This window comes from Allorhizobium sp. GW101-3B10, assembly GCF_059424725.1.
This window is the reverse complement of the sequence record NZ_JBWKZR010000001.1, coordinates 95340-121530: the sequence shown is the minus strand read 5'-3', so window position 1 is coordinate 121530 and position 26191 is coordinate 95340. Positions and strand designations below refer to the sequence as shown.

The window sequence follows — 26191 nt, the reverse complement described above, 5'->3', positions numbered from 1 at the left end:
CCAACACCACTGAAACAGCGCTTGGCGGCGGCCGCTACCGGGCCATGGCCGGCCCCGCGGTCATGCTGCTCGGCATGCTGATGTTCGCGCTGAACGACGCCATGGGCAAATGGCTGGTCGCCAATTACGGTCTCGGCCAGGTCATCCTGATCCGCAGCATTGCCGCCTTGCTGATCCTCGCGCCTTTCCTCTGGCGCGCCGGCAGGAAACCGGTCTTCGAGGCCGAGCGGCCGTTGATGCAATTCGCCCGGGTCGTCTTCTCCACCCTGGAGGTGTTCTGTTTCTATTACGCGGTCATGTATCTGCCGCTCGCCGACGTCATGACCTACTGGCTGGCCGCGCCGATCTACGTCGCCGCCGCCTCGCCGCTCCTGCTCGGCGAAAAGGTCGGCTGGCGCCGCTGGAGCGCGATCTTCGTCGGCTTCGTCGGCGTGATCATCACGCTCGAGCCGTCGAGCGCCATGTTCACCATGCCGGCCGTCATCTCCATCCTCGGCACCTTCGCCTTCGCCTTCATGCTGCTCTCCGGCCGCAGCCTGCGCGGCACGCCGGACAAGACACTGGTCCTGTTCCAGGTGGGCGGGGCCGGTCTTGCGGGACTGGTTTTTGCCCCCTTCGACTGGACGCCGCTGACCTCGGCCTCCGAACTGGCCCTGCTCGGGCTGCTCGGCGTCGTCGCCATGGGCGCGCATATGCTGGTCAACCGCGCGCTGAAGATCTCGGATGCCGCGACCGTCGCGCCGCTGCAATATACCCTGCTGCTCTGGGCGATCCTGTTCGGCTGGATGTTCTTCGGCGACGTGCCGCGGCTCACCATGATGCTGGGCGCAGCCCTGATCGTCGGCTCCGGCATGTTCATCTTCTTCCGCGAACAGCAATTGAAGCGCCGTCAGCCGGACCGCCCACTCGACGTTCCATGAGCCACACGACGGAATCTGGTGAGGATGACGAAAGGGCCGCCTCGACGAAGCGGCCCTTTTCGTATGCCCGCTACGCGGCCCAGGCCGCTCCCATGAAAAAGCCCGCGACGACCGCCGCGGGCTTCCCTGCGAGAGCGGCCGTGAAGGAGCACGGCCGCCTCTCCGTCATACCTGGACCGCTTACTTGCGGATCTCGGCCAGCTTGGCGAGGATGCCGTCGACAACGTCGGCGCCGATCTCGGCCTTGTGCTTGTCGTAGACGATCATCGACTTCTCGCGAATGCGCGCCTGTTCTTCGGCAGACAGCGTGTTGACCTCGATGCCTGCAGCCTTGATCTTCTCCAGCGACTTCTTGTTCAGGTCCTGGATGACCTTGCGCTCTTCGTCACGGCCGACCATGGCGCAATCACGAAGGGCTGCCTGTTCTTCCGGTGCGTAGGTGTCGAAGATCGCCTTCGAGTAGAGGAACAGGAACGGCGTGTAGGCGTGGTTCGTTTCCGTGACGTATTTCTGCACTTCGTAGAACTTCGAGGTGTCGATCGTCACATAGGGGTTTTCCTGCGCGTCGATCGCCTTGGTTTCCAGCGCCGAGAACACTTCGCCGAAGGCCATCGGGGTGGCATTGGCGCCGAGGTTCTGGAAAGTGTCGAGGAAGATGTTGTTCTGCATGACGCGAACCTTCATGCCCTCGAAGTCTTCCCACTTGTTGACCGGGCGAACCGAGTTCGACAGGTTGCGGAAACCGTTCTCCCAGTAGGCCAGATTCACCAGGCCGGATTCCTCGAGCTTCTTGTTCATCTGGTCGCCGAAGTCACCGTCGAGAACCTTGTAGGCTTCGTCGGCGCTGGCAAACAGGAACGGCAGGTCGAACACGCCGAGTGCCGGCACGATGCCGACCAGCGGCGAGGACGAGGTGACGACGGCTTCCTGGACGCCCGAGCGCAGGGCCTGGGTCGCCTGAAGGTCGCCGCCGAGCGCGCCGCCCCAGAAGGCGGTGAGCTTGAGCTTGCCGCCGGACTTCTCGTCCAGGCAGGCCTGCATGGCCTTGATGCCGTTGCCGACCGGGTGGTCGGCATTGATGCCGTTCGAGACGCGGATGTTGCGCTCGGAGAACTCGGCGAAAGCCGGGGCAGCGGCCGAGCAGGCGAAGGCGATGGCAGTGGTGGTCAGAAGCAGTTTTCTCATATTATCCTCCCATGGATGGTTGAGCGAGAAGTCGGGCCTGCGGGCTGTCAGTGCAGCCAGCGGGCGGGTACGAGCACGAGGTCCGGGAACAGGACCAGGAGAAAGAGCACGATCGTCTGGGCGAGCAGGAACGGCCAGACGCCCGTCGTGACCTTACCGAGCGGGATCTTGGCCACGCCGCTCACGACGTTGAGCACGACGCCGACGGGCGGCGTGATCAGACCGATGCAGTTGTTCATGATGAACAGGACGCCGAAATAGACCGGATCGATGCCCGCCTGCTTGATGATCGGCATCAGCACCGGCGTCAGGATCAGGATCGTCGGCGTCAGGTCGAGCGCCGTGCCGACCACCAGCACGAGGATCATGATCACGAACATCAGCAGCATCGGACGGTCGATCAACGGCTCGATGTAGCCGGCGATCTCCGCCGGGATATTCGCCGCCGTGATGAGCCAGGCCGAGACGAGCGCGGCGCATACCAGGAACATGATGACCGAGGTCGTCTTCGCCGCCTGCAGGATGACGTGCGGCAGGTCCTTCGGCTTCAGTTCCCGGTAGATGACCATGCCGACGAACAGCGCGTAGGCAGCGGCGACGACCGCGGCTTCCGTCGGCGTCATGATGCCGGCCTTGATGCCGCCGAGGATGATGACCGGCATGCCAAGCGCCCAGGCCGCGCGGCCGGTGGCCGTCAGGCGTTCCTTCATCGGTGCCTTCGGCAGCGGCTGGACATTGTCCTTACGCACGACGATCAGCCAGGCGATCACCAGCGAAATGCCCATCATGATACCCGGCACGATGCCGGCCATGAACAGCTGGGTGATCGAGACGTTGGCGGCGACGCCGAAGACGATGAAGGCCATCGACGGCGGGATCACCGGGGCGATGATGCCGCCGGCGGCAATGAGGCCACCTGCACGGGGAACATTGTAGCCGGCCTTGGCCATCATCGGCAGCAGGATCGCGGCGAGCGCCGCGGTATCGGCAGCTGCCGAACCGGAAATGCTGGCCATGATGATCGAAGCCATGATCGCCACGATGCCGAGGCCACCACGGATATGGCCGACACAGGCAATGGCAAAATCGATGATGCGCCGCGACAGACCGCCGGAATTCATCAGTTCGCCGGCGAGGATGAAGAAGGGAATGGCGAGAAGCGTGAAGGTGTCGGCCCCGGCGATCATGTTCTGGGCGATGATCTGGGTGTTGAACATGCCCATGTAGGACATGAGCACGACGCCGCAGAAGATCAGCGCAAAGGCAACCGGAACACCGATCGCCATCGCTCCGAGAAGCGAACCGATAAAGACGAGAAGTGTCATCAGGTACGCTCCGCCAACTGCTCGAGAGTAAGATTTTCGCCGGCGAAAGCAGCGATTTCGTCGTCGGTCACCCGACCGGTCAGCAGACGGATCAGCCGTTCGAAGGCGATGATCGCCATGCCGCCGCCGGTGAACAGACCGATGCCATAGACCCAGATCATCGACAGGCCAGTGACCGGCGCCTTCATGCTGGCATTGATCGGGAACTGCTTCCAGGTGCCCCAGAAGAAGATCACCGAGCAGGCGAGGATGATGATGTTGGACAGGATCATGCAGATGATCCGTCCGCGGCGGGAGAGGAACATCACGACCGTCTCGATACCCAGATGACCATGTTCCCGGAAGGCGACCACCGCCCCGGTGAAGGTCAGCCAGACGAAGAAATAGCGCGACAGTTCTTCCGAGGCGACGATGCCCGAATTCATCGCATAGCGCATGATGACGTTGACGAAGACCATCACGGCCATCGCCGACAGGAAGAAGATCAGCAGCATCTCGAGGATGCGATAGAACGTGTCGATTGCCCTTTGCATGGTCAGTCCCCTCACACCTTGTCGAGCAGGCCGCGGGCGGCCAGGTTGCGGATCAGCGCCTTCGTGCCGAAGGTCCAGGGCGGGCAGGCATCGGTGCGCTCCACCCAGTTGACGAGGCGCCCGAGTCTGGGCGTGGCGATCTCCACGCGGTCGCCGAGTTCGTGGGTGAAGCCCTGGCCCGCGCCGCGCCGGTCCTTGACCGGGGCGAACATGGTCCCGAGGAACAGCACCGCGCCGTCCGGATACTGATGATTGCGGTTGATGAGCTGGCGGGCGAGGTCGGCGGGCTTGCGGCTGATCGCTTCCATCGGGCTTTCGCCGGTCATCTCGAAGCCGTCCTTGCCCTCGACCTTGAGCGAGACCCGCACGCGGCCAAGCTCCTCCAGCCCGAAGGACTGATCGAACAGGCGGATGAAGGGGCCGATCGAGCAGGAGGCATTGTTGTCCTTGGCCTTGCCGAGCAGCAGGGCTGAGCGACCTTCGACGTCGCGCAGGTTGACGTCGTTGCCGAGCGTCGCACCGACGATTTCACCGGAGGACCGCAGCACGAGCACGACTTCCGGCTCGGGGTTGTTCCATTCGGAAATGGGGTGGATGCCCACCAGCGCGCCACAGCCGACCGCCGACATCGGCTGGGCCTTGGTGAATATCTCCGCATCGGGACCGATACCGACTTCCAGATATTGCGACCAGAGCCCCATGTCCTGCAGCAGAGCCTTGACGCGGGCCGCCTGCTCGGAGCCGGCGACCACGCCGCGCAGACTGTCGCCGAGGACCGGCGCCAGACGCTTGCGGATGTCCAGGGCCCGCGAGGCATCGCCCTTGGCCTGCTCCTCGATCACCCGCTCGAGCATGCTGTCGGCAAAGGTCACCCCGGCGGCCTTGATCGCCTGAAGGTCGACCGGCGCCAGAAGTTCACCGGCCTGGCCGGAGAGGAAATCGTCGAGCGAACCGAGTTCGGCGAGATCGCTCGCACCCTTCAGGCGGGCAGCGATGCCGTCGATTTCGAGAAGCGAGGAAACGGTCGCGGCGAACGGCGAGATATCCAGCAGGCGGCCATTGCGCACGAGGACCGGGCACGGCCCATCGACGGCTTTCGACCACACGCGCCCGACCAGCAAGGCCTCGGCGGCATCGTCTGGCAAAATCTGCGCGGCGCTCAGCGAATGCGTGGAACTCAAGACAACCCTCCCCCGTTGAATGTCTGCAGGCGCGCCCTCCAGCTCACCTTGCCCTATTGTCAGGATGTCTGACAACAATGCTGAAACGTTTTAGTCGGACTCTTTCCAGCTGTCCAGCGCCGAACATAGGTTTCCCGATTGAATTCCAACTTCCGAAAAGATGCATAAGCGCCGCACTCGGTCCGGCCGAATGCGGCGAACGCGCGTTCAATAGGATTCGAGCTGCAGGCCGAGACGGCCGGTGGCTCCGAGCAGGTGGCGACGCATGGCCTCGCGCGCCCGTTGCGGGTCGCGGCTCGCGACAGCTTCGCGGATGGCCAGATGCTCGGCGATGGTCACTTCGACGATTTCCTCGAGCACGGCCGCGGCGCGCGCCGCGTTGATGGCCAGGCTGATTCGCTCGGCAATGAAGCCGATGAACAGCGTGAAGTACTCGTTTTTTGTGGCCGCTGCCAGGATCCGATGAAAGGCGAGATCGGCCACGATGCCTTGGTCGGTCCATTTGTCTGCGCCGGTCATGGCGGCAAGCGTTTCGTCCAGCTTGTCGAGGTCGGTCTGGTCGTGATGGACCGCTGCGAGCCCCGCCGCCTCGATTTCCAGCGGCAGACGCAGCTGGAACAGCTCGCGGAAACTCTCCCGATCATGCAGGTCGTCCTGCTCGATGCGGATCGTTTGTCGCGCACGCTGTTCAGTGACGAAAGCGCCGACGCCCTGCCGTGTCTCGACCAGCCCTTCGTTGCGAAGCTGGGCGATCGCCTCGCGCACCACCGAGCGGCTGACGCCGAAGCCCTTCGCCAGTACATGCTCGGTCGGCAGCTTCTCGCCGGGCAGAATGCGGCCCTCGGCGATGTCGCGTCCGATCTGCGCCGCGATGCGCGCCGGCAAATGCTCATTGCGCCTGATATGACCGAAATCCACCGACATGCTGCCCCGTCTCCTTGTCGCCCCCAGCGGTTTTCTAGGAATTCTGTACGAAATTCAATTGGCAACCGGGATTCATGACGAAGGTAGGATCGATGGCGGTCTTGAGCGCGGTCAGCAGCTTGCGCTGAACCGCCGGCAGCCGCGCGTCGAAATCCGGCTTCTTCAGGCGTCCGATGCCATGCTCGGCGCTGATCGAACCATGATAGGCGTCAAGCACCACATTGATGGCTGCCTTGGCCTGATAGATCTGCGCGGCGCACTGCTCCGGCGAAAGCGCCGCAGGCGGCAGGACGTTCAGATGCACATTGCCGTCGCCGACATGGCCGTAGGAAACGCATACGCAATCCGGCAGCGCGGCGGCGACGGCGGCCTCCGCATCGCGGACGAAATCGGCAAGCCGCGACAAGGGCACGGAAATATCCGTCCGCAGATGCGGGCCCCGCTTTGCCTGCCCCTCGTTCATGCCTTCGCGGAAGAGCCACAGATTGCGCGCCTGGCCCTTCGACGTGGCGATCACGCCGTCGGCCACCAGCCCTTCCTCCATCACCCCACCGAGGAAACGCTCCATAAGGTCGTCGATGTCGACGAGGCCCGAGCCCGAGATTTCCATCAGTACATAGGCCGGGTAGTCGCCCGACATCGGCATGGCAAGATCGGGGATCGCCTCGCGGGCGAGGACGAAGGCCAGCGGCGGCATGAACTCGAAGGCCGACAGCAGATCGCAGCAATCGCGCCGCGCACGGCGATAGAGCACGATCGCATCGTCAAGAGCATTCAGGCCGACAAGCGCGGTCGCCACCTGGTCGGGCTCCGGCATGAGCTTGACGGAGACGGCAGTTATGATGCCGAGCGTGCCTTCGGCGCCGATGAAGAGCTGCTTGAGATCGATGCCGCGATTGTCCTTGCGCAGCGTCGACAGTCCGTCGAAGACCGTGCCGTCCGGCAGCACTACTTCCAGGCCGAGCACCAGTTCCCGCGTCATGCCATGGCGCAGCACGTTGATGCCGCCTGCATTGGTGGAGACATTGCCACCGATCCGGCAGGAACCCTGAGCGCCGAGCGCCAACGGGAAGAACATGCCCTCGCGCGCCACCGCATCCTTGAATTCCGAGAGAATGCAGCCTGCCTCGACCACGGCCGAAAAATCGTCCGCGTCGATGCGCCGGATCGCCGTCATGCGTTCGAGGCTGAGCACGACCTGGCTGCCCGGCTGGTCCGGAACGGCGCCGAGCACCAGGCCGGTATTGCCGCCCTGCGGAACGATCGAGAGGCCGAGAGACGCGCAAGCCTTGACGGCCGCCGCGACCTCGTCGGTGGTCCGGGGCCTGAGGACGGCAACCGCACCGGTCGTCACGTCCCCATGCCAGTCGCGGCAATAGCGCCCGACCTCATCACCAACCAGAACCATGTCCGGGCCAAGTGCCCGGACGAGTGCCTCCTGCTGGTCATCCGCTGCCGCTACCGCTCCGCTCCGTCCGATCAAGGTCGCATTCTCCGAGTGCCCCACCCCGCCAAACTCTGCTAGCGTCAGCGATGGGGATTGCCAATTATTCTGTTTTCAAACTTATCATATAAGGTTATCAGACAACCTTACAATATTTGTTTTGAGCGGCTTGTCATTCGTCAAATCGGAGCGACAGGCCCTGCAGGAGGAGGAAATCCATGCATATCCTGATCATTGGCGCCGCGGGAATGGTCGGCCGCAAACTCGCCGATCGCCTGACGCGCGACGGCACGCTCGGCGGCAAGGCGATCGACGCCATGACCCTGGTGGACGTGGTCACGCCCGACGCTCCAGCCGGTTTCACCGGTAAGGTGACGCTGGAAACCGTCGACCTTTCCGCACCCGGTGAAGCCGAGCGCCTGATCGCCGACCGCCCGGACGCGATCTTCCATCTCGCGGCCATCGTCTCGGGCGAGGCCGAGATGGATTTCGAGAAGGGCTATCGCATCAATCTCGACGGTACACGCTACCTGTTCGACGCCATCCGCATCGCCAACGGCCAGGACGGCTACAAGCCGCGGGTCGTCTTCACCTCGTCGATCGCCGTCTTCGGCGCGCCCCTGCCCTATCCGATCCCGGACGAATTCCACACCACGCCGCTCACCAGCTACGGCACCCAGAAGGCCATCTGCGAGCTTCTGCTGTCGGACTATTCGCGCCGCGGCTTCTTCGACGGCATCGGCGTCCGTCTTCCGACCATCTGCATTCGACCGGGCAAGCCGAACAAGGCAGCCTCCGGCTTCTTCTCCAACATCCTGCGCGAACCACTGGTCGGCCAGGAAGCCGTTCTTCCCGTCTCCGACGACGTGCGCCACTGGCACGCGTCGCCCCGCTCAGCCGTCGGCTTCCTGATCCACGGTGCGACGATCGACGTCGAGAAGGTCGGCCCGCGCCGCAACCTCTCCATGCCGGGCCTCAGCGCAACGGTCGGTGAGCAAATCGAGGCGCTGCGGCGCGTTGCCGGCGACAAGGCGGTCAGCCTCATCCGCCGCGAACCGGACGAGATGGTCATGCGCATGTGCGCCGGCTGGGCTCCGGGCTTCGAGGCCAAGCGCGCCCGCGAGCTCGGCTTCACCGCCGAAAACTCGTTCGACGAGATCATCCGCGTGCACATCGAAGACGAACTGGGGGGAAAGCTGTGACCTCCGCCGCCAGCACAGGACGGGGCTCGCGCCGGATCGCCTTTCTCGGCACCGGCTTGATGGGCGCGCCGATGGCGCGTCGTCTTCTCAAGGCCGGCCTCACCGTCACCGTCTGGAACCGTGACCTGTCCAAGGCGGAAACCCTGTCCGCCGACGGCGCGACCGTTTCCCCCACGGCTGCCGACGCTGTACGCGGTGCCGACATCGTCTTCACCATGCTGAGCGACGGCAAGGCGGTGACGGATGTTCTGTTCGACCAGGGCGTCGCCGACGCCCTGAAGCCCGGCGCCATCGTCGTCGACACCTCGTCGATCGCCCCGCCGATCGCCCGCGAGCATTCCGAAACGCTGGCCAAGCGGCAGGTACACCATATCGATGCGCCCGTGTCCGGCGGCGTGGTCGGCGCCGAGGCGGGAACGCTGGCCATCATGGCGGGCGGCGATGCGGCCATTGTCGACAGCCTCGCAGACGTCTTTGCGGCGCTGGGACGGGTGACCCATGTCGGCCCCTCGGGCGCCGGCCAGATCTGCAAGCTCGCCAACCAGCAGATCGTCGCGATCACCATCGGTGCCGTCGCCGAAGCCATGATCCTGGTCGAGGCCGGTGGCGCGAGCCGCGAGAAATTCCGCGACGCGATCCGCGGCGGCTTTGCCGAGAGCCGCATCCTCGACCTGCATGGCGGCCGAATGGTCAGCCGCAGCTTCGCGCCGGGCGGCCCGTCGCGGCTGCAGCTAAAAGACCTCGACGCGGTCGCCGCCATGGCTGACCTGTTCAGCCTCGAGCTGCCGCTCACCGCCAAGGTGCGCGACGAATTCCGCGAATTCGTCGCAGACGGCGGCGGTGAGAAAGACCATAGTGGGCTGCTGCTGCATCTCGAAAAGATCAATCATCGCCAGCGGGAGGAGAACCAATGAGCGAAGGAAACAAGACCGGCCGACGCCTGCGCTCCCAGAACTGGTTCGACAATCCCGACCATATCGATCTGACCGCGCTCTATCTCGAGCGCTTCATGAACTACGGCACGACGCCGGAAGAGCTGCGTTCGGGCAAGCCGATCATCGGCATTGCCCAGTCGGGCAGCGACCTCAATCCCTGCAACCGCCACCACCTCGACCTCGCCAAGCGCCTGCGCGACGGCATTCGCGACGCCGGCGGCATTCCGATCGAGTTTCCCACCCATCCGTTGTTCGAGAACTGCAAGCGTCCGACCGCGGCGCTCGACCGCAACCTCGCCTATCTGGGCCTGGTCGAAATCCTCTACGGCTACCCGCTCGATGGGGTCATCCTCACCACCGGCTGCGACAAGACCACGCCCTCGGCGCTGATGGCCGCCTCCACCGTCGACCTGCCGGCCATCGTCTTCTCCGGCGGTCCGATGCTCGACGGCTGGCATGACGGCGATCTGGTCGGCTCCGGCACCGTGATCTGGCGCTCGCGCCGCAAGCTTGCCGCGGGCGAGATCACCCGCGAGGAATTCCTTGAGGCGGCGCTCGATTCTGCCCCCTCGGTCGGCCACTGCAACACCATGGGCACGGCCTCGACGATGAACGCCATGGCCGAGGCGCTCGGCATGTCCCTGACCGGCTGCGCCGCCATTCCGGCCGCCTACCGCGAGCGCGGCCAGATGGCCTATCGCACCGGCCGTCGCGCCGTGGAACTGGTCCTTCAGGACATCAAGCCGTCCGACATCCTGACCCGCGCCGCCTTCCTCAACGCCATCAAGGTCAATTCGGCGATCGGCGGCTCGACCAATGCGCAGCCGCATCTCGCCGCCATGGCGAGGCACGCCGGCGTCGAACTGCACCCGGACGACTGGCAGGTGCACGGCTTCGACATTCCGCTGCTAGCCAATGTCCAGCCGGCCGGCGCCTATCTCGGCGAGCGCTTCCACCGCGCCGGCGGCGTACCGGCGATCATGTGGGAACTGCTGAATGCCGGCAAGCTCGACGGCTCCTGTCCGACGGTCACCGGCAAGACCATGGCCGACAACCTGCAGGGCCGCGAATCCGACGACCGCGAAGTCATCAAGCCCTACGACGCGCCGATGCGCGAACGCGCCGGTTTCCTGGTGCTGAAGGGCAATCTGTTCGACTTCGCCATCATGAAGATGAGCGTCGTGTCGGAAGGCTTCCGCGAGCGCTATCTGTGCGAGCCCGGCAGGGAAGGCGTGTTCGACGGCAAGGCGGTCGTGTTCGATGGTTCAGAGGACTACCACAAGCGCATCAACGATCCCGAACTCGACATCGACGAGAACACGATCCTGGTGATCCGCGGCGCCGGCCCGCTCGGCTGGCCGGGATCGGCCGAAGTGGTCAACATGCAGCCGCCGGATCACCTACTGAAGAAGGGCATCATGAGCCTGCCGACGATCGGCGACGGCCGTCAGTCAGGCACCGCCGACAGCCCGTCGATTCTCAACGCCTCTCCGGAAAGTGCGGCCGGTGGCGGTCTCGCCTGGGTGAGAACCGGCGACATCATCCGCATCGACTTCAACGAGGGTCATTGCGACATGCTGGTGGACGAGGCCGAGATCGAGCGTCGCAAGGGCGAAGGCATCCCCAAGGTGCCCGCCGACGCGACCCCGTGGCAGCGGATCTATCGCCAGACCGTCACGCAGCTCTCCGAGGGCGCGACGATCAAGGGCGCGGACGACTTCCGTCAGATCGCCAGGACGCCACCGCGTCACAACCACTGACGCCCAGCGGGTCGCGGGAGCCCTTCCGCGATCACATCCTCGTGCCCTGCGGCCCGCGCGTTTGACGTTGCGGGCCGCACGCCCCATCTAAGGGCGGAACCCACACGGAAGGAGGATGGCATGACGACAAACACCGAACGCGCCGTACTGGCTGGCGGATGCTTCTGGGGCATGCAGCAGTTGATCCGCAGGATGCCCGGCGTTCTCGCCACCCGCGTCGGCTACACCGGCGGCGACGTGGCCAACGCCACCTACCGCAACCACGGTACCCATGCCGAAGGCATCGAGATCACTTTCGATCCGTCGAAGATCAGCTATCGCGACCTGCTGGAGTTCTTCTTCCAGATCCATGACCCGACCACGCCGAACCGTCAGGGCAATGACGTCGGCATGAGCTATCGCTCGGCGATCTACTACACCAGCGACGAGCAGAAGCGCGTGGCCGAGGATACCATCGCCGACGTCAACGCGTCAGGCCTGTGGCCCGGCAAGGTGGTGACCGAAGTCGAGCCCGTCGGCGATTTCTGGGAAGCGGAACCGGAGCACCAGGATTATCTGGAGCGCATTCCGAACGGCTACACCTGCCATTTTCCGCGGCCGAACTGGAAACTGCCGCGCCGCGCTGCCTGACAGGTCAGGACGACATCATCGACGCCGCCGATACCTTAGGTTCGGCGGCGTTTCTGCGTCTCAGAGCACGGCGCTCATGCCGCCGTCGACATAGATGATCTGCCCGTTGACATAGTCGGAAGCGGACGAGGCAAGGAAGACGGCGGCTCCCACCAGTTCCTCCGGGCGCCCCCAGCGGCGCGAGGGCGTGCGTCCCTTTACCCAGGCATCGAACGGCGGATTGCTGGTGAGCGCCTCGTTCATGTCGGTCAGCATGTAGCCCGGGCCGATGGCATTGGCCTGGATGCCGTGCTCGGCCCACTCGGCCGCCATCGACTGGGTCAGGAGCTTGATGCCACCTTTCGCTGCCGTGTAGGGTGCGACCGTCGGACGGGCAAAGGCGCTCATCAGCGAGCCGATATTGACGATCTTGCCCTGACCGCGCGGGATCATGCGCTTGGCCGCCTCGCGGCCGACGAAGAAGGCGCTGGTCAGGTTGGTGTCGATCACCCGCCGCCATTCCTCGGCCTCAAGCTCGACGAGCGGCTTGCGCAGCTGGATGCCGGCATTGTTGACGAGAATGTCGATCGGGACACCTTCGGCGTCGAGACTCTGGAAGGCTGCAACGACGGCGGCTTCGTCGGTGACGTCGAAGGGTTCGACGAGTACGACATGCCCTTGCGAACGCAGGACGTCCGCTGTCATCGCCAGGCGGTCGGCATCCATGCCGTTCAGCACCAGCCGCGCACCTGCTTCGGCGAGCCCCGTGGCGATCGCCAAGCCCAGCCCGCGCGATGAACCAGTCACGAGGGCGGTCTTGCCTTCAAGGCTGAACAGCGGATTCTTCAAGCCTGTACTCCCGGTTTCCGTTTGCGTCTCCCTCCCCGTCACCACGGCACGAAGCAGACCACGTTCGACTATAGAGGACGCGGTACGGGAGGACAGTCGCGACTGCCGGTATTCGCCCCTTCCTCAGGTTACGGCGCCGACCTGCCACGGTACGAATTCGTTGTCGCCGTATTCGAATTCCTCGCTGCGCGTCTTCTTGCCGGAAGCGACTGCGATCACCTCCTCGAAGATCCGCCGGCCGGCGGCCTCGATCGTATCCTCGCCCGTAACGATGTCGCCGCAGTTGAGGTCCATGTCGTCCTCCATGTGGCGGTACATTTCGGAATTGGTGGCGATCTTGATGCAGGGCGCCGGCTTGAAGCCGGAGACCGATCCGCGGCCGGTGGTGAAACAGATGACATTGCAGCCGCCCGCCACCTGACCCGTCACGGCCACCGGATCATAGCCGGGCGTATCCATGAAGACGAAACCGGGCTCGGTCACCATCTCGGCATATTCGTAGACCGCCGAAAGCGGCATCGACCCGCCTTTGGCGACGGCGCCCAGAGACTTCTCCAGAATGGTGGTGAGCCCGCCGAGCTTGTTGCCGAAGGAGGGATTGTTGTTGAGTTCGTCGCCGTTGCGGGCGGTGTACTGACGCCACCATTCGATCCGGTCGAGCAGCTTCTTCGCCACCGCCGGGCTGACCGCGCGGCGGGTGAGCAGATGTTCGGCGCCGTAGATCTCCGGTGTTTCGGCAAGCACCGAGGTTCCGCCGTTCCGCACCAGAAGGTCGGAGGCAATGCCGAGCGCCGGATTGGCCGAAATGCCGGAATAGCCGTCCGAGCCGCCGCATTCGAGCGCGAGCTTGATGCCGGACAGGGGTTGTTCCGTGCGGCCGACCGCATTGACGAGCGGCAGCATCTCCTTGATCGCCTCGCAGGCGGCGTCGATGGTCTTGCGGGTCCCGCCCGTGTGCTGGATCGTCATGGTCTTCAGCAAAGCGCCTTCGACGAGCTTGTAGTGCTCAAGGATGGGCGCGATCTGGTTGGTCTCGCAGCCGAGCCCGATCATCAGGATGCCGCCGAAATTCGGATGGCGGGCATAGCCCTGGATGGTCCGCGTCAGGATCTCGTAGCCTTCGGACTTGGTATTGATGGCACAGCCGCCTCCGTGGGTCAGTGCGACCACGCCGTCGACATTGGGAAAACCCTCGAGCCCGTGATGCCGGTTGAAATGCTCCGCCACGTAGCGCGAGACGGTCGCCGAACAGTTCACCGAGGAGATGATGCCGATGTAATTGCGGGTGCCGATGCCGCCGACGCCGCGGTTGAAGCCCATGAAGGTGCGCCGCTCGGCCTCCGGCAGGAGGACCGGGCCGGGCACGCCGCCGAATTCGTAGGCATGATGCGAATCGATCATTTGAAGGTTGTGCAGATGCACATGGTCACCCGCTGCGATCGATTCCGACGCGACCCCGATCACCTGGCCGAACTTCAGGACTTCCTTGCCCTTGGCGATGGCATGCAGCGCGATCTTGTGGCCGCGGCCGATCTGGACCCTGGCAAACAGGCCTTCCGGCCCGGCCGGCGCACCGGCGGGGATCACCTTGCGGGCGACGCCCACGTCGTCGGCGGGATTCAGGATGATGATCGGCGAAACTGCAGTGGTCATGGCCGGGCTCCCTGGCGAAAGCGATGCGGACGTTTAAGGTTCGGCGCCCGCCATTGCGGGCTCGCCTCATGGATATTGGGCGCCGCTGGCCGTTGTATAGACCGCATAGAGCGAACGTGTGGCGGTGATGAACAGTCGATTGCGGCGCGGCCCGCCGAAGGTCAGGTTCGCCACCGTCTGCGGCACCAGGATCTTGCCGAGCAGCGTGCCGTCCGGCGCAAAGCAATGCACCCCGTCGCCGGCGCTGGTCCAGACATTGCCCAGGGTATCGACACGAAAGCCGTCCGGAATGCCATTGTCCAGATTGCAGAACACCCGCCCGTTTGTCAGCCGCGACCCGTCGACGACGTCGAAGACGCGAATGTGGCTCGGCGCCGTCTCGTCATGGCTCTGCGCGGAATCGGCAACATAGAGCCGCTTCTCGTCGGGCGAAAAGGCAAGACCGTTGGGCTGGCGAAAATCGTCAACGACGGCGGAAAGCGCACCGCTCTGCGGATCAAGCCGGAAGACGTTGCGGTTCGGCAGTTCCGGTTCGGCCTTGTAGCCTTCGTAGTCGGACAGGATGCCGTAGGTCGGATCGCTGAACCAGACGCTGCCGTCGGACTTCACCACGACATCGTTCGGGGCGTTGAGCCGCTTGCCCCCAAACTGGTCGGCCAGCACCGTGATGCTTCCGTCGATTTCCGTCCGCGTCACGCGCCGTCCGCCATGCTCGCAGGTAACGAGCCGTCCCTGGCGGTCGCGCGTATTTCCGTTGGCAAAGTTCGACGGCTCACGAAACACCGACACGCCATGGCCCGGCGAATAGCGCAGCATGCGCTGGTTGGGAATGTCGCTGAACAGCAGGCAGTTGAGATCGGCGAACCAGACCGGACCCTCTGCCCAGCGGCAGCCGGAATAGAGTTCCTCCAACTCGGCGCTGACGACGATCAGGTGGCGGAAGCGCGGGTCGTGGATCTCGTAGATCGATGAAGGGGCAGTCGTCATGGCAGTCGTTCCGCAGACATGTGGAATTGGAGGAGATGGATGTTCATCTTGCTCCCCGCGGCGGTCGGCTCGCGACCAGGATCACGGTGATGATGATGAGGCCGGTCAGGATCAGTCGGATGCCGGCGCCGAAGCCGTAGGTGTTGAGCATCGAGACGACCAGGAACATGAAGAGCGAGGCGCCCCAGATGCCCGGAACGTTGGAATTGCCGCCGGCGACCGCCGAACCGCCGATGACTACCACGGCGATCGACATCAGCAGGTATTCCGAACCCATGTTGAGCGCCGCGCCGCCGGAAAAGCTCGCCAGCAGATAGCCGCAGATCGCTGCCAGCACCGCACAGAGCACGTAGGTCAGGAGGCGCGAGCCGTCGACCGGGATACCGGCCATGCGGGCGGCGAACCGGCTCTGGCCGATCGCCGAGATCCAGCGGCCGAAGATCGCCCGGTCCAGCAGCCACCAGACGGCAACGGAAAGCAGCAGCGCGACGAGCGCAATGTTGGGAATGCCGAAGCTGGTCGAGGTGGTGAACTGCGCCAGCATTTCCGGTGGCTTGATCCTGAGGCCGCGATTGTACCAGATGGCCGAGGACTGGACGATGAAGCTCATCGACAGCGTGGCGATGATCGGCGGGATCCTGAGCAGCTTGATCAGCGCATAGTTGAGCACGCCGATGACCATACCGATCAGGATGGCGACGAGGAAACCGAGGAGGATCAGCGAATCCTGTCCGTCCATCAGCTTGAGCGCAATGGTGCCCGACAGCGTCATGGTGGACGGCACCGAGAGGTCGACATTGCCCGGTCCGAGCGTGATGACCAGCATCTGCCCGAGGCCGACAATGACCGAGAAGGCGGCGAAAGTGAAGGCGGCCTGGGAGAGCCCGGCCGAGCTGGCACCGCCGGTGAACAGTACGGTGACGATCCAGGTGGCGATTGCGGCGACGAAGGACCAGATCCAGGCCTTGCTGAAGAGCGCGGTTACGCGGGTCATGGCTGCTTCTCCTCCTGGCCGCGGCGATTAAGCACCAGCCTGAGCCCGAGCACGATGATGAGGATCGCTCCCTGGGCGCCAATCTGCCAGTCGGGCGAAATGCGCAGGAAGGAGAGGAACGAACCGGCAAGCGTCAGCGTCAGTGCACCGATGACCGCACCGACCGGCGAAACGCGCCCGCCGACGAACTCGCCGCCACCGAGGATGACGCCGGCGATCGACAGCAGCGTATAGCGCAGCGCGATATTGGCATCCGCCGAGGTGGCGAGGCCGACGAGCGCGATGCCGGACAGGATGGCGAAGAAGCCGGCCGCCGCATAGGTCGCGCCCTTGATCCACAGCACCGACCAGCCGGCGCGTGCGACCGAGCGGGCATTGCCGCCGACGCCGCGCATCAGCACGCCGAAGGTGGTGCGCATGACGAGAAGGTGGGCGACGAGCGCGATCAGCAGGCTGGCGATGATCGCCATCGGCACGAAGGGCGGCTTGGACACCATCACGGCCCGCAGCCAGATCGGCGCCTCACCGCCGGGAGCCGGCAGGATGATGACCGCAAGCCCGCCCCAGACGAAGCTCATGCCGAGCGTGACGACGATCGAGGGCAGGTCCCGCAGGTGGATGATCATGCCGAGCGCCGCATAGGTCACCACGGCCGCGGCAAGAATGGCGATGGCCGTGGCCGGCTCCGTCGGCATGTAAACGGCCGTCACGCAGGCGGCGAAGCTGACGAAGGTGCCGATCGACAGATCGAGATCGTTGACCGCCATGATCAGCATCTGCGCGATGGTGGCGAGCGCGATCGGCACGGCGAGATTGAACAGCAGGTTGAGCCCGGTATAACTCATGGCGCGCGGCTGGATATAGAACACCGCCGCGAGCAGGATCGCGAGTGAGGCCGCAGGAATGACAAGCCTCAGCGTATTGACGGAAACGCCCTTCATGCGGCCTCTCCCGAGAAGGAGGCTGCGAGCACGTGGCTCTCGTCGATCTCGTCGTCCGTCAGTTCGGCGACGATCCCGCCGTCCCGGAACACATAGACCCGGTCGCACAGGCAGATTTCGTCCATTTCGGTCGAATACCAGATGAAGGTCCGGCCACCTTCGGCCTCTGCTCTGAGGATCGCATAGACCTCCTGCTTGGTGCCGATGTCGACGCCGCGCATCGGGTCGTCCATCAGCACGATCTCGGCCTTCGTGGCGAGCGCCCGGGCGAAAAGCACCTTCTGCTGATTGCCGCCCGACAGCGAGAGAATGGGATTGCCCATGTCGGGCGTGCGTATTTCCATGCGGCTTTTCCAGTCCGCGCCGAGCGCCGTTTCGCGCCCGCCGTCGATCGCCCAGAGCCGCGCAAGATGCGGCAGGCTGCCGACCGACAGGTTTTTGAGGATGCTCCACAGCGGGAAAGTGCCGTTCAGCGCGCGGTCGCCGGCGACGAAGGCGACCGCATCGCCGTGGCCGGGCAACCAGTTGCCGCTGTGGTCGCGGAAGAGATCGAGCAGCATGTCGGTCTGGCCATGGCCACCGAGGCCGGCAAGCCCGATGATTTCGCCCTTGCGCGCCTTGAAACCGATCGGCGATCCGGCCTGTGGCGCGCGCTCGATCGAAAAATCGGCTTCGGTCCTGATCCTGGCGCCACGGGTCCGCTCCTTGACGACGCTGCCCATGGCTTCCACGAGACTGTTCACGGTGAATTCGGCCGCCGGCCGCGAGGTCACGACCCGACCGTCCTTCATCACCACGATGCGGCTGGAGGTCGACAGGATCTCGCCGAGAATATGGGAGATGAGCAGCACCGCGCCGCCGGAGGCGACGAAGCGGCGGACATGGGCGAGCAACTGTTCGGCCAGGCCTGCATCGAGCGACGATGTCGGCTCGTCCAGGATCACCAGCCGCGGCGCGTCGGTGACGGCGGCAAAGGTGATGGCGATCTCCACCATCTGCCGCTCGGCGATCGACAGTTCTCCGACGGTCGCCGTGCAGTCGATGTGATTGCCGGGAAAGATCTCGTCGAGTTTCGCGCGGATCAGCGACAGCGCCCGCTTGCGCCAGCCGAAACCGGATAGCCCCGCATGCATGACGCGGGTGTTCTCGACAATGGTGAGGTTCGGGCAGAGCGACAGTTCCTGGAACACACATCGCACGCCGCCGGCGCGCGCCGTGGCAATGCCGCCGGCCCCGTCCACCCCGCCATAGGCGATCGTGCCCTGGTGCGGCGGGAGGCCGCCATTGATGACGTTGACGATGGTCGATTTGCCGGCGCCGTTGTGGCCGACCAGCCCGACCGCCTCGCCCGGCAGGATCGTCAGATCGACGCCGTCGAGCGCCTTGACCGCGCCGAACTCGACCCTGATCCCGCGCGCGGAGACGACCGCCTGCTGTTCGGCTTCAATACTCATGCCCTTGGCCACTGCCTGTCCGAAAGATTCATGAAATGACCACCCGGCGCCAGGTTGGGGGCGCCGGGTGGCGGGAGATCACGGCGGCGTGAAGCTCCGCCGTGATGATACCGTCACTTGCCGGCGATGACCGCCTGGGCGTCCTCGAGCGAGTATTCGACGTTGGCCACACCGCCCTTTTCGGTGGTCTCGAGGTTCTTCTCGAGATTGTCCTGATCGATGCGCAGGAAGGGAACCACGAGGTCCTTCTTCACTTCCTTGCCGTCGAGGATCTGCTGGGCGACCCAGAAGGCGAGCGTCGAGACGCCCGGCGCGATCGAGACCGACATGGTCTCATAGCCGTTGGCATCCTTCTGCTTCTTCCACCACTGCAGTTCGTCCTCGCGGTTGCCCATGACGATGGTCGGGATCGGGCGCTTGGCCGCGTCGAAGGCCTGCGCGGCGCCATAGCCGTCACCGCCCTGGGTCACGACCGCGGCGATTTCCGGCAGGCTCGGCAGGATGCCGGCGACAGCGCGCTGGGCGACGTCCTGCGCCCAGTCGCCATGGACCGAACCGGCGATCTTGAACTGCGGGTACTGCTTCACGCCCTCATGGATGCCGGCGGAGATTTCGTCATCGACGAAGACGCCTGCGAGGCCGCGGATTTCAAGCAGGTTGCCGCCGTTCGGGATCTTCTTCGACAGGTATTCGACCTGGCTGCGGCCCATTTCCTTGAAGTCGACAGCAATGCGCCAAGCGCAAGGCTCGGTGACGATGCCGTCGAAGGAAACGACGGTGATGCCGGCATCGCAGGCTTCCTTGACGGCGCCGTTGAGCGCGGTCGGGGAGGCAGCGTTGACGACGATGGCGTCATAGCCTTCCAGGATCATGTTCTGGATCTGCGCGGCCTGTTCGGTCGCCTGGTTTTCGGCGGTGGTGAACGGATCGGCTGCGGCGACGATGCCGGCCTTCACCGCTTCCTTGGTGACCTTGTCCCAGCTCGTCAGCATGGCCTGACGCCAGGAATTGCCGGCGTAGTTGTTGGAAAGCGCGATCTTCTTGGTCGACGTGTCGGCATGGGCCGAAATTGGCATGGCCGCGCACACGATCGCAGCCGACGCCAGGAGTAGTTTCCTGATGGTCATGTCTCTCTCCCTGAATGCCGGAGCGGTCCGGCGGATCTCCGGGACCGCTCCTCAACGGCTGGCCCGGAAATGTTCCTCCACTGAGGACTGGCGCCTCAGTGAAAAGCAGGATGGAGGAAATCGAAAAAGCTGTATAGACGGATACGAGCAGGGAGACTGCGGGATCCCGCAAGCGATTTGCGGATGTTCGCAAGACGCGACGACCGGTTTTCGCGCTAATGGGTGCGAAGTAAGTTGGTTTCACGGCTCTGGAGGGAGCCTTGAAACCGGGGAGGAATACCAATGCTGGAAGACGCCTCGGCCTCGTTGTTCGGCCAGTACCTGGCGATCTCGCGCCTGCTTGCCGGCCAACTCGATTTCCATTCCGCCATACGCGCAGTGGCCATGGAAATCAACCTGATCATTCCCAACGATCACATGGACGTCTGCATCATCACGCCCGGAAGCACCTATCACACGGCCTATGAAAGCGGCTTCGAGACGGCATGGAGCAAGATGTCCGCGGCGCTCATCGCCAACAGCCCGCTCCGCGATCTGCTGATGGGAGAGGTGGACGAAATGCTGACCGCCGATGCCAGCACCGACCCGACATTCAACTTCTCCGGCGCCTTTTCGCACCCGATCTTCGAACACGGCTTGCGCAGCCGGCTGCATGTCGCGCTCAAGGTACAGGGCGAAACCATCGGCGCGCTGTCCTGCTCCAGCCTGCAGCCGAACTTTTATACCCCAGCGGACATTACCAAGGCCCGTTCGATCGCTGACCTGCTCGCGCCCTACTTCTTTGCGCTGAGGGCCGCCGACCAGGCCAAGCGTTCGGCGATCGTCGAGGCTGAGGCCCGGGCCCGCGAGGAGGGGTTGCGTCTTGGTGCGCTGCGGCTGACCGAAGCGCTCGAAGCCGAGCGCCAGCGCATCGGCATGGACCTGCACGACCAGACGCTGGCCGACCTTACCCGTTTCGCCAAGCGCCTGGAGCGGCTGAGCCTGATGCCGACGATCAGCGGCGAGACGCTGGAGCCGCTGTTTCGCAGCCTGCAGCACTCGATGCAGGACCTGCGCCAGATCATCGAGGAGGCACGCCCTTCCGTTCTCCAGCTGTTCGGTCTTGCCGATGCGATCGAGAACCATCTGGAGCGATCGGTGCGCGACAGCGGGCTGACGATCGAACACCAGCTCCTCGACCATACCGAGGGAGCGACCGACCGGCTCGGCCATTCCGTGCGCGTCGCCCTCTTCCGCATCGCCCAGGAGGCAATCAACAACGCCATTCGCCACGCGCAGGGCGACCGGATCTCCGTTCGCCTCGACTGCCCGCCGGGCGAAATGCTGCTGGAAATCCGCGACAACGGCATCGGCATCGGCAAGGTCGCCCGCCGCCCCGGCAGCGGTCTGGAAAACATGCGCACCCGCGCGCGGCTGATCTCCGCCGGGTTCACCTATGGCCGCGAGCATGGCGAGACCTTTGTCCGCGTCACTTTGCCCATGCCGGAACAGGAGGTTGCAGAATGAAGGTTCTGATCGTCGAGGACGATGCGCTGCACCGGGCCTATCTCAACGAGGCCGTGCGTTCCGCCCTGCCGGAATGCGATACCGTATTCGAGGCTGAAAACGGACTGGTCGGCGAGAAACTGGCCCGCGAACACCGCTCCGAGCACATCGTCATGGACCTGCAGATGAGCCCGCGAAACGGCATCGAGGCGGCCCGCACCATCTGGAAGGAGCGTCCCGACACCCGCATCCTGTTTTGGTCGAACTATGCCGACGAGGCCAATGTCCGCGGCATCTCGCGCATCGTGCCGGATGGGGCGGCCTATGGCTATGTGCTGAAGTCGGCCTCCGATGAACGGCTGAGGCTGGCGCTCCGTTCGATCTTCATCGAGGCGCAATGCGTGATCGACCGTGAAGTACGGGGCCTGCAGCAGAAGAGCCTCGGCCATGCCCGCGGCTTCAGCGAATCCGAATACGAGATCCTGGTCGACATCGCGCTGGGTCTGACCGACCGCGCCATCGCCAAGCGCCGCAACCTCTCGCTTCGCAGCGTTCAGAACCGCCTGCAGCAGCTCTACGAAAAGCTTGGCGTCTACCAGCCGGTCGGCGAAGAAGCGGAAGAAGGCCGCTTCAACCTGCGTGCCCGCGCAGTCACCGTGGCGCTCCTGCGCAAGTTGCTCAACTACAATGCTCTGGAACGGGCCGAGGCCGACCTCGAGCACTGGCTGGCCCGCAAGCCGCAGCGACACAACTAGAGCCGTCCGTCTTCGGCGCCCCGAGTAACCACAGGTACCGCCATCTCCAAAGCGAGAGCCGGGTGAGGCGTCGCCGCCTCCCCGGTTCCGTGGAATCTGACTTTGGCTCGATATGCCCTATGCGTCGACGCGCTTGTTGATGATGAACTTGCGCTTTTCCAGTTCCTTGAAATAGGCCGCGACGTCGAAATATTCTTCCGGCGCCCAGACGCCCGGCCTCTTCGGATTGGCGAGGATCAGCTGCGCGGCGATCGAGCCGTTCATCGATGTGCAGGCGTCGACGTAAGGCGCGTACATCGCATCCGGCTTGACCACGACCTCGACCGTCACCGTCGTTTCGACGCCGTTCTTGCGACCCTTGCCGATGGCAAAGTGGATCTCGTGACTGTCCTGCGCCGGGATCTTGGCCGCATTCTTCTTGATATTGCGTTCGATCACCTTGTTCAGCACGTCGAGCGGGCGAACCTTGACACCCCCCACTTCGACCGGATCGTTGAAGTCGCCGAAGCCGGCCTTGACCAGACCCACCCAGGCCTCGTGTTCACGATGCGGCAGGTGCAGCTTCCAGGAGAATTCCTTGATGCCCTTTTCCTTGATGCCGTCGGCCAGCGGCACGGTCAGTTGCTCGGAATGCGGAGAGTGCATGAATTCGCAGCGTCCCCAGGGTTCCGGCAGGTCGAGGAACTCGCTGCCGCTCATCGGCGGGCAGGTCACATGCTTGCCCTCGTAGAACTGCGTGCTCTCATGGGCATATTCGGCGAGCACTGTCGAGACGCTGTAGGGCGGAACGAGAACCGGGTTTTCGTCGCCGACCAGTTCCGCGGCCCAGTAGAGGTTGATCTTGTCGATCTCGTCCAACTCGTCGGCCACTGCCCGGCAGATCACGTTCGACATGCCCGGATCGGCACCGACGCCGATCACGGCGGTCACGCCTGCCGCCTTGAAACGGTCGTGTTCGGCCAGTTGCTTGACCGTGAAGGTGCCAAGCCCGCCGAGGTCGATATAGGGCACCTTGGCCGCAAGCGCCGCTTCGAAGATTGCCATCTGGAAGCCGAGCAGGGTCGGCACGCAATTGATGCAGATGTCGGCACCGGCAATCGCGGCATTGAGCGCGGCCGGATCGGTCACGTTGAGGTCAACCAGTTCCAGGCGCGCATCGCCGAGCTCTTCCTTTAGCGCTTCCATCTTGTCGCGCGCCGCATCGCAGACGCGGATCTTCGTGATGTCGACGATGGCGCGGTCGGAGACGAGGTCGCGGACAATGCCGGCGCCCATGAAGCCCGCGCCGCCGAGAAGGGTGATGATCATTTCGAAATTCCTCTTGTCATGAAATCTGTTCGGGGCCGAAGCGCCGTTTACGCGTGCTTGCGGCCGCCCGTTTCGTAGAACCACGCATCCGGATAGGGATACCACCACTCCTGGCGCACCGGGTTGTGGTCGATGATTACCATCTTGGACCGGCGGAAGGTGTCGAGCCCGAGCTTGGACAACTCCCGGCCGATACCGGATTTCTTCCAGCCTCCGAAAGGCAACGCGTCATTGTCGATCAGCGGATTGTTGACCCAGACCATGCCGGCCTCCAGCCGCTCCGCCGCTCCCATCGCTTCTTGAAGAGAGGTGGTGAAAACCGAGGCGCCAAGGCCGAATTCGCTGTCGTTCGCCTTCTCGATCGCCTGGTCGAAATCCCCGACCCGCATGACGGCGGCGACGGGTCCGAAGCACTCCTCCTGCATGATCGCCATGTCGGACGTGCAGCCGGTGAGGATGGTCGGTTCGTAGAACCAGCCGACCGGCTCGGACGGCGGGATTCGTCCGCCGATCTCGACCTTGGCGCCCTTCGCGACCGCGTCCTCCACCAGCCGGGTGACCTTGGCGCGGGCGGCTTCGGAAACGAGCGGCCCGATCTCGGCCTTGCTGAGACCATTGCCAATGCGCAGACGTTTGGTCTCGGCGACGAATTTCGCGATGAAATCGTCATGCACAGCGTCGACCACGAAGAAGCGCTCGGCCGAGGTGCACACCTGGCCGGACATGTGGAAGGCGGCGGTGACCGCGCCGGCGGCGGCAACGTCGAGGGGAGCGTTGGCGGTGATGATCATCGGATCGGAACCGCCGGCCTCGATCACAGCTGGCTTCATCTGGCCGGCCGCGGCGATGGCGACCGCCCGTCCGGCGGCAACCGAGCCGGTGAATGCCACCGCATGGGTCTTCGGCGAGGCGATCAGCGCCTCGGCCAGCGCCACGCCGCCCGGCAGGCAGGCGATCAGGCCCTCCGGCAGGTCGGCGAAGATCTGCATGAATTCGAGCGTCGACAGCGTCGTGGCCGGTGCCGGTTTGATGATGCAGCCGTTGCCCGAGGCCAGCGAGGCCGCGACCGTCCAGCACATCAGAAGGATCGGGAAGTTGAACGGCATGATGTGGACGGACAAGCCCAGCGGCTCGTAGCGTGCGAACTGGAAGGAGCCGGTCTGCGTGGTGCCGGCGATCTTGCCCGCCTCGTCGCGCGCCATTTCGGCGAAATAGCGGAAAGCGCCGGCGCAGTTGGCCACCTCGCCGATCGCTTCCGGATAGGGCTTGCCCATTTCGCGCGACATGATCTCGGCACAGCGCCGCATGTCGGTCGCCTCGATGCGGTTGGCCACCTTGTGCAGGATGGAGGCGCGGGTCTTGGCGTCGAGAACCTTCCACTTGCGCTGGGCGGCCGTTGCGGCATCCAGCGTGGCGGAAAGCTCGTCCTCGGTGACCTCGGTGATCACCCCGACCTTCTCGATCCGGGCAGGATCGATCACGTCGATGATCCGGCCGAGACTGCGTCTGTATTCTCCCGCCGCAAAATAGGTGGGCTTGGAAATGTCATAAGCGCTCATGGCGTCCTGCCTGCTTCGGAAGTCGGAGAGGAATTCGGCGCGACCGGTGCGTGGTCGCGCCAGGAGGGAAGTGCCGCGTCCATGACGGCGCGGATATCATCGAGGCCGGCGCGCATCAGCGCCTTGTCGAGTAGACGCGCGACGCGCGGCAGATGGATCAGATAACCGTGCTTGCCGTCGCGCTTCGACAATCGCTCGAAATTGCCGAGGATCTTCGTGTGCCGATGGGCGGCGAGCAGCCAGTATTCGGTGAGGAAGCGCTGACGGTCGAGGCATGGTCGTCCGGCGAAGTACCGTTCGATCAGTCGTTCCTCCAGCGCGGGATCGATGTCGCGCCGGGCGTCCTGGGTCAGCGACACGAGGTCATAGGCCGCCGAGCCGATCAGCGCGTCCTGGAAATCGAGCAGCCCGCAGGCGGCGACGCCCTGGCGGTCTCCGATCACCATCAGATTGTCGACGTGATAGTCACGCAGCACCAGCGCGTCGCGGCTTTCCGCCACATCGGTAAGCGCGGACTTCCATAGGCCGAGGAACCGGTCCTTGAAGACGGCCGCGTCACAGCCCGGCGCGCATTGCGGCACGAACCAGTCGGTGAACATGGCGAGTTCTTCGAACAGCGGACCATGGTCATAGGCCGGCACATCGATCCGGGCTGCGCCAGGTGCCTCATGCAGGTGGATCAGCGCATCGACGGCCAGGCCGTAAAGCTTTTCTTCCGAATGGCTGGCGCCAAGAAGCCGGGTGAAGGTGCCGTGGCCGAAATCCTCGATCAGCGCCAGCCCGCGCTCGAAATCCACCGAAAAGACCTTCGGCGCCGACAACCCGAGCGCGTTCAGATGTCGGCTGATGCGAACAAAGGCCTCGAAGTCCGGCGTGCCGGGCTCGACCTCCATCAACAGCTTCGGCGCGACCTCGATCCGGTAATAGCGGCGCGGCGAGGCATCCGCCGGCAGCGCCCTTGCCTCCGGTGTCGCGTCGAAATGCGCGGCAATGAACTCCCGGCGCGCGTCCGGCAGCGTTTGGCTTTGCAGCATGGTCAATCTCTTGCCTCGAACGGCCGC

23 protein-coding genes are annotated in these 26191 nt (G+C 64.4%); 7 read left to right on the top strand and 16 right to left on the bottom strand.

From position 1 onward, the window contains the following. Window positions 1-44 precede the first annotated feature (44 nt). Window positions 45-920, top strand: coding sequence for a DMT family transporter (locus AC07Y0_RS00590; protein ID WP_498680151.1), 876 nt, complete (start codon window positions 45-47; stop codon window positions 918-920). A 180-nt stretch (window positions 921-1100) separates the two neighbouring features. On the opposite strand, the gene AC07Y0_RS00585 is transcribed toward AC07Y0_RS00590, so the two are convergent. The 6 genes from AC07Y0_RS00585 to AC07Y0_RS00560 form a co-directional block, all read right to left on the bottom strand. After that, window positions 1101-2105 carry a TRAP transporter substrate-binding protein gene (locus AC07Y0_RS00585; protein WP_498673507.1) on the bottom strand — a complete coding sequence of 335 codons (1005 nt, stop codon included), beginning with the start codon at window positions 2103-2105 and terminating at the stop codon, window positions 1101-1103. A gap of 47 nt (window positions 2106-2152) precedes the next feature. After that, entirely contained in the window at window positions 2153-3430 is a 1278-nt protein-coding gene (locus tag AC07Y0_RS00580) for a TRAP transporter large permease (RefSeq protein WP_498673505.1), read from the bottom strand. Further along, window positions 3430-3963 (bottom strand): TRAP transporter small permease, encoded by a 534-nt coding sequence (locus AC07Y0_RS00575; protein ID WP_498673502.1) that lies wholly within the window; start codon window positions 3961-3963, stop codon window positions 3430-3432. The genes AC07Y0_RS00580 and AC07Y0_RS00575 overlap by 1 nt, the downstream gene beginning before the upstream one ends. Window positions 3964-3974: 11 nt before the next feature. After that, window positions 3975-5144, bottom strand: a complete 1170-nt coding sequence (locus AC07Y0_RS00570) for a fumarylacetoacetate hydrolase family protein (protein ID WP_498673500.1) — start codon at window positions 5142-5144, stop codon at window positions 3975-3977. Between the two features lie 207 nt (window positions 5145-5351). Further along, entirely contained in the window at window positions 5352-6068 is a 717-nt protein-coding gene (locus AC07Y0_RS00565; protein WP_498673499.1) for a FadR/GntR family transcriptional regulator, read from the bottom strand. A 34-nt stretch (window positions 6069-6102) separates the two neighbouring features. Further along, window positions 6103-7551, bottom strand: a complete 1449-nt coding sequence (locus tag AC07Y0_RS00560) for an FAD-binding oxidoreductase (RefSeq protein ID WP_498673496.1) — start codon at window positions 7549-7551, stop codon at window positions 6103-6105. Between the two features lie 179 nt (window positions 7552-7730). Here AC07Y0_RS00560 and denD point away from each other — a divergent pair, with 179 nt between their 5' ends. The 4 genes from denD (at window position 7731) to msrA (ending at window position 12039) form a co-directional block, all read left to right on the top strand. Then, window positions 7731-8714 (top strand): D-erythronate dehydrogenase, encoded by a 984-nt coding sequence (gene denD, locus AC07Y0_RS00555; protein ID WP_498673494.1) that lies wholly within the window; start codon window positions 7731-7733, stop codon window positions 8712-8714. After that, complete coding sequence (locus tag AC07Y0_RS00550) at window positions 8711-9628, top strand: NAD(P)-dependent oxidoreductase (protein ID WP_498673492.1); 918 nt, start codon at window positions 8711-8713, stop codon at window positions 9626-9628. The genes denD and AC07Y0_RS00550 overlap by 4 nt, the downstream gene beginning before the upstream one ends. Beyond that, window positions 9625-11409, top strand: a complete 1785-nt coding sequence (locus AC07Y0_RS00545; protein ID WP_498673490.1) for an IlvD/Edd family dehydratase — start codon at window positions 9625-9627, stop codon at window positions 11407-11409. The genes AC07Y0_RS00550 and AC07Y0_RS00545 overlap by 4 nt, the downstream gene beginning before the upstream one ends. Window positions 11410-11529: 120 nt before the next feature. Further along, window positions 11530-12039, top strand: coding sequence for a peptide-methionine (S)-S-oxide reductase MsrA (gene msrA, locus AC07Y0_RS00540; protein ID WP_028739155.1), 510 nt, complete (start codon window positions 11530-11532; stop codon window positions 12037-12039). A 60-nt stretch (window positions 12040-12099) separates the two neighbouring features. Here the strand turns inward: msrA and AC07Y0_RS00535 are convergent, their stop codons facing one another. The 7 genes from AC07Y0_RS00535 to AC07Y0_RS00505 form a co-directional block, all read right to left on the bottom strand. After that, entirely contained in the window at window positions 12100-12867 is a 768-nt protein-coding gene (locus tag AC07Y0_RS00535; protein WP_498673487.1) for an SDR family oxidoreductase, read from the bottom strand. A 123-nt stretch (window positions 12868-12990) separates the two neighbouring features. Then, window positions 12991-14520 carry a UxaA family hydrolase gene (locus AC07Y0_RS00530; protein WP_498673485.1) on the bottom strand — a complete coding sequence of 510 codons (1530 nt, stop codon included), beginning with the start codon at window positions 14518-14520 and terminating at the stop codon, window positions 12991-12993. Between the two features lie 66 nt (window positions 14521-14586). Further along, entirely contained in the window at window positions 14587-15507 is a 921-nt protein-coding gene (locus AC07Y0_RS00525) for an SMP-30/gluconolactonase/LRE family protein (protein WP_498673482.1), read from the bottom strand. A gap of 43 nt (window positions 15508-15550) precedes the next feature. Next, complete coding sequence (locus tag AC07Y0_RS00520) at window positions 15551-16501, bottom strand: ABC transporter permease (RefSeq protein ID WP_498673480.1); 951 nt, start codon at window positions 16499-16501, stop codon at window positions 15551-15553. Further along, window positions 16498-17442, bottom strand: a complete 945-nt coding sequence (locus AC07Y0_RS00515) for an ABC transporter permease (protein ID WP_498673478.1) — start codon at window positions 17440-17442, stop codon at window positions 16498-16500. Before AC07Y0_RS00515 ends, AC07Y0_RS00520 begins: the two co-directional genes overlap by 4 nt. Next, entirely contained in the window at window positions 17439-18896 is a 1458-nt protein-coding gene (locus tag AC07Y0_RS00510) for a sugar ABC transporter ATP-binding protein (RefSeq protein ID WP_498673475.1), read from the bottom strand. Before AC07Y0_RS00510 ends, AC07Y0_RS00515 begins: the two co-directional genes overlap by 4 nt. A gap of 113 nt (window positions 18897-19009) precedes the next feature. Beyond that, window positions 19010-20023: an ABC transporter substrate-binding protein gene (locus AC07Y0_RS00505; protein ID WP_498673473.1), complete on the bottom strand. Its 1014-nt coding sequence runs from the start codon at window positions 20021-20023 to the stop codon at window positions 19010-19012. A 282-nt stretch (window positions 20024-20305) separates the two neighbouring features. Here AC07Y0_RS00505 and AC07Y0_RS00500 point away from each other — a divergent pair, with 282 nt between their 5' ends. Together AC07Y0_RS00500 and AC07Y0_RS00495 are read left to right on the top strand one after the other, a co-directional pair. Further along, window positions 20306-21529 (top strand): GAF domain-containing sensor histidine kinase, encoded by a 1224-nt coding sequence (locus AC07Y0_RS00500; RefSeq protein WP_498673471.1) that lies wholly within the window; start codon window positions 20306-20308, stop codon window positions 21527-21529. Then, complete coding sequence (locus AC07Y0_RS00495) at window positions 21526-22263, top strand: response regulator (protein ID WP_498673470.1); 738 nt, start codon at window positions 21526-21528, stop codon at window positions 22261-22263. Before AC07Y0_RS00500 ends, AC07Y0_RS00495 begins: the two co-directional genes overlap by 4 nt. A 117-nt stretch (window positions 22264-22380) precedes the next feature. Here AC07Y0_RS00495 and AC07Y0_RS00490 read toward each other — a convergent pair whose 3' ends face one another. Genes AC07Y0_RS00490 through AC07Y0_RS00480 form a run of 3 tightly spaced genes read right to left on the bottom strand, consistent with a single transcriptional unit; the run spans window position 22381 to window position 26164 of the window. Continuing rightward, window positions 22381-23571 carry a saccharopine dehydrogenase family protein gene (locus tag AC07Y0_RS00490; protein WP_498673468.1) on the bottom strand — a complete coding sequence of 397 codons (1191 nt, stop codon included), beginning with the start codon at window positions 23569-23571 and terminating at the stop codon, window positions 22381-22383. A gap of 47 nt (window positions 23572-23618) precedes the next feature. Next, on the bottom strand, window positions 23619-25130 hold the full coding sequence (locus AC07Y0_RS00485; protein WP_498673466.1) for an aldehyde dehydrogenase family protein: 1512 nt from the start codon (window positions 25128-25130) through the stop codon (window positions 23619-23621). After that, window positions 25127-26164, bottom strand: coding sequence for an aminoglycoside phosphotransferase family protein (locus tag AC07Y0_RS00480; RefSeq protein ID WP_498673465.1), 1038 nt, complete (start codon window positions 26162-26164; stop codon window positions 25127-25129). Before AC07Y0_RS00480 ends, AC07Y0_RS00485 begins: the two co-directional genes overlap by 4 nt. Between the last annotated feature and the right edge of the window lie 27 nt (window positions 26165-26191).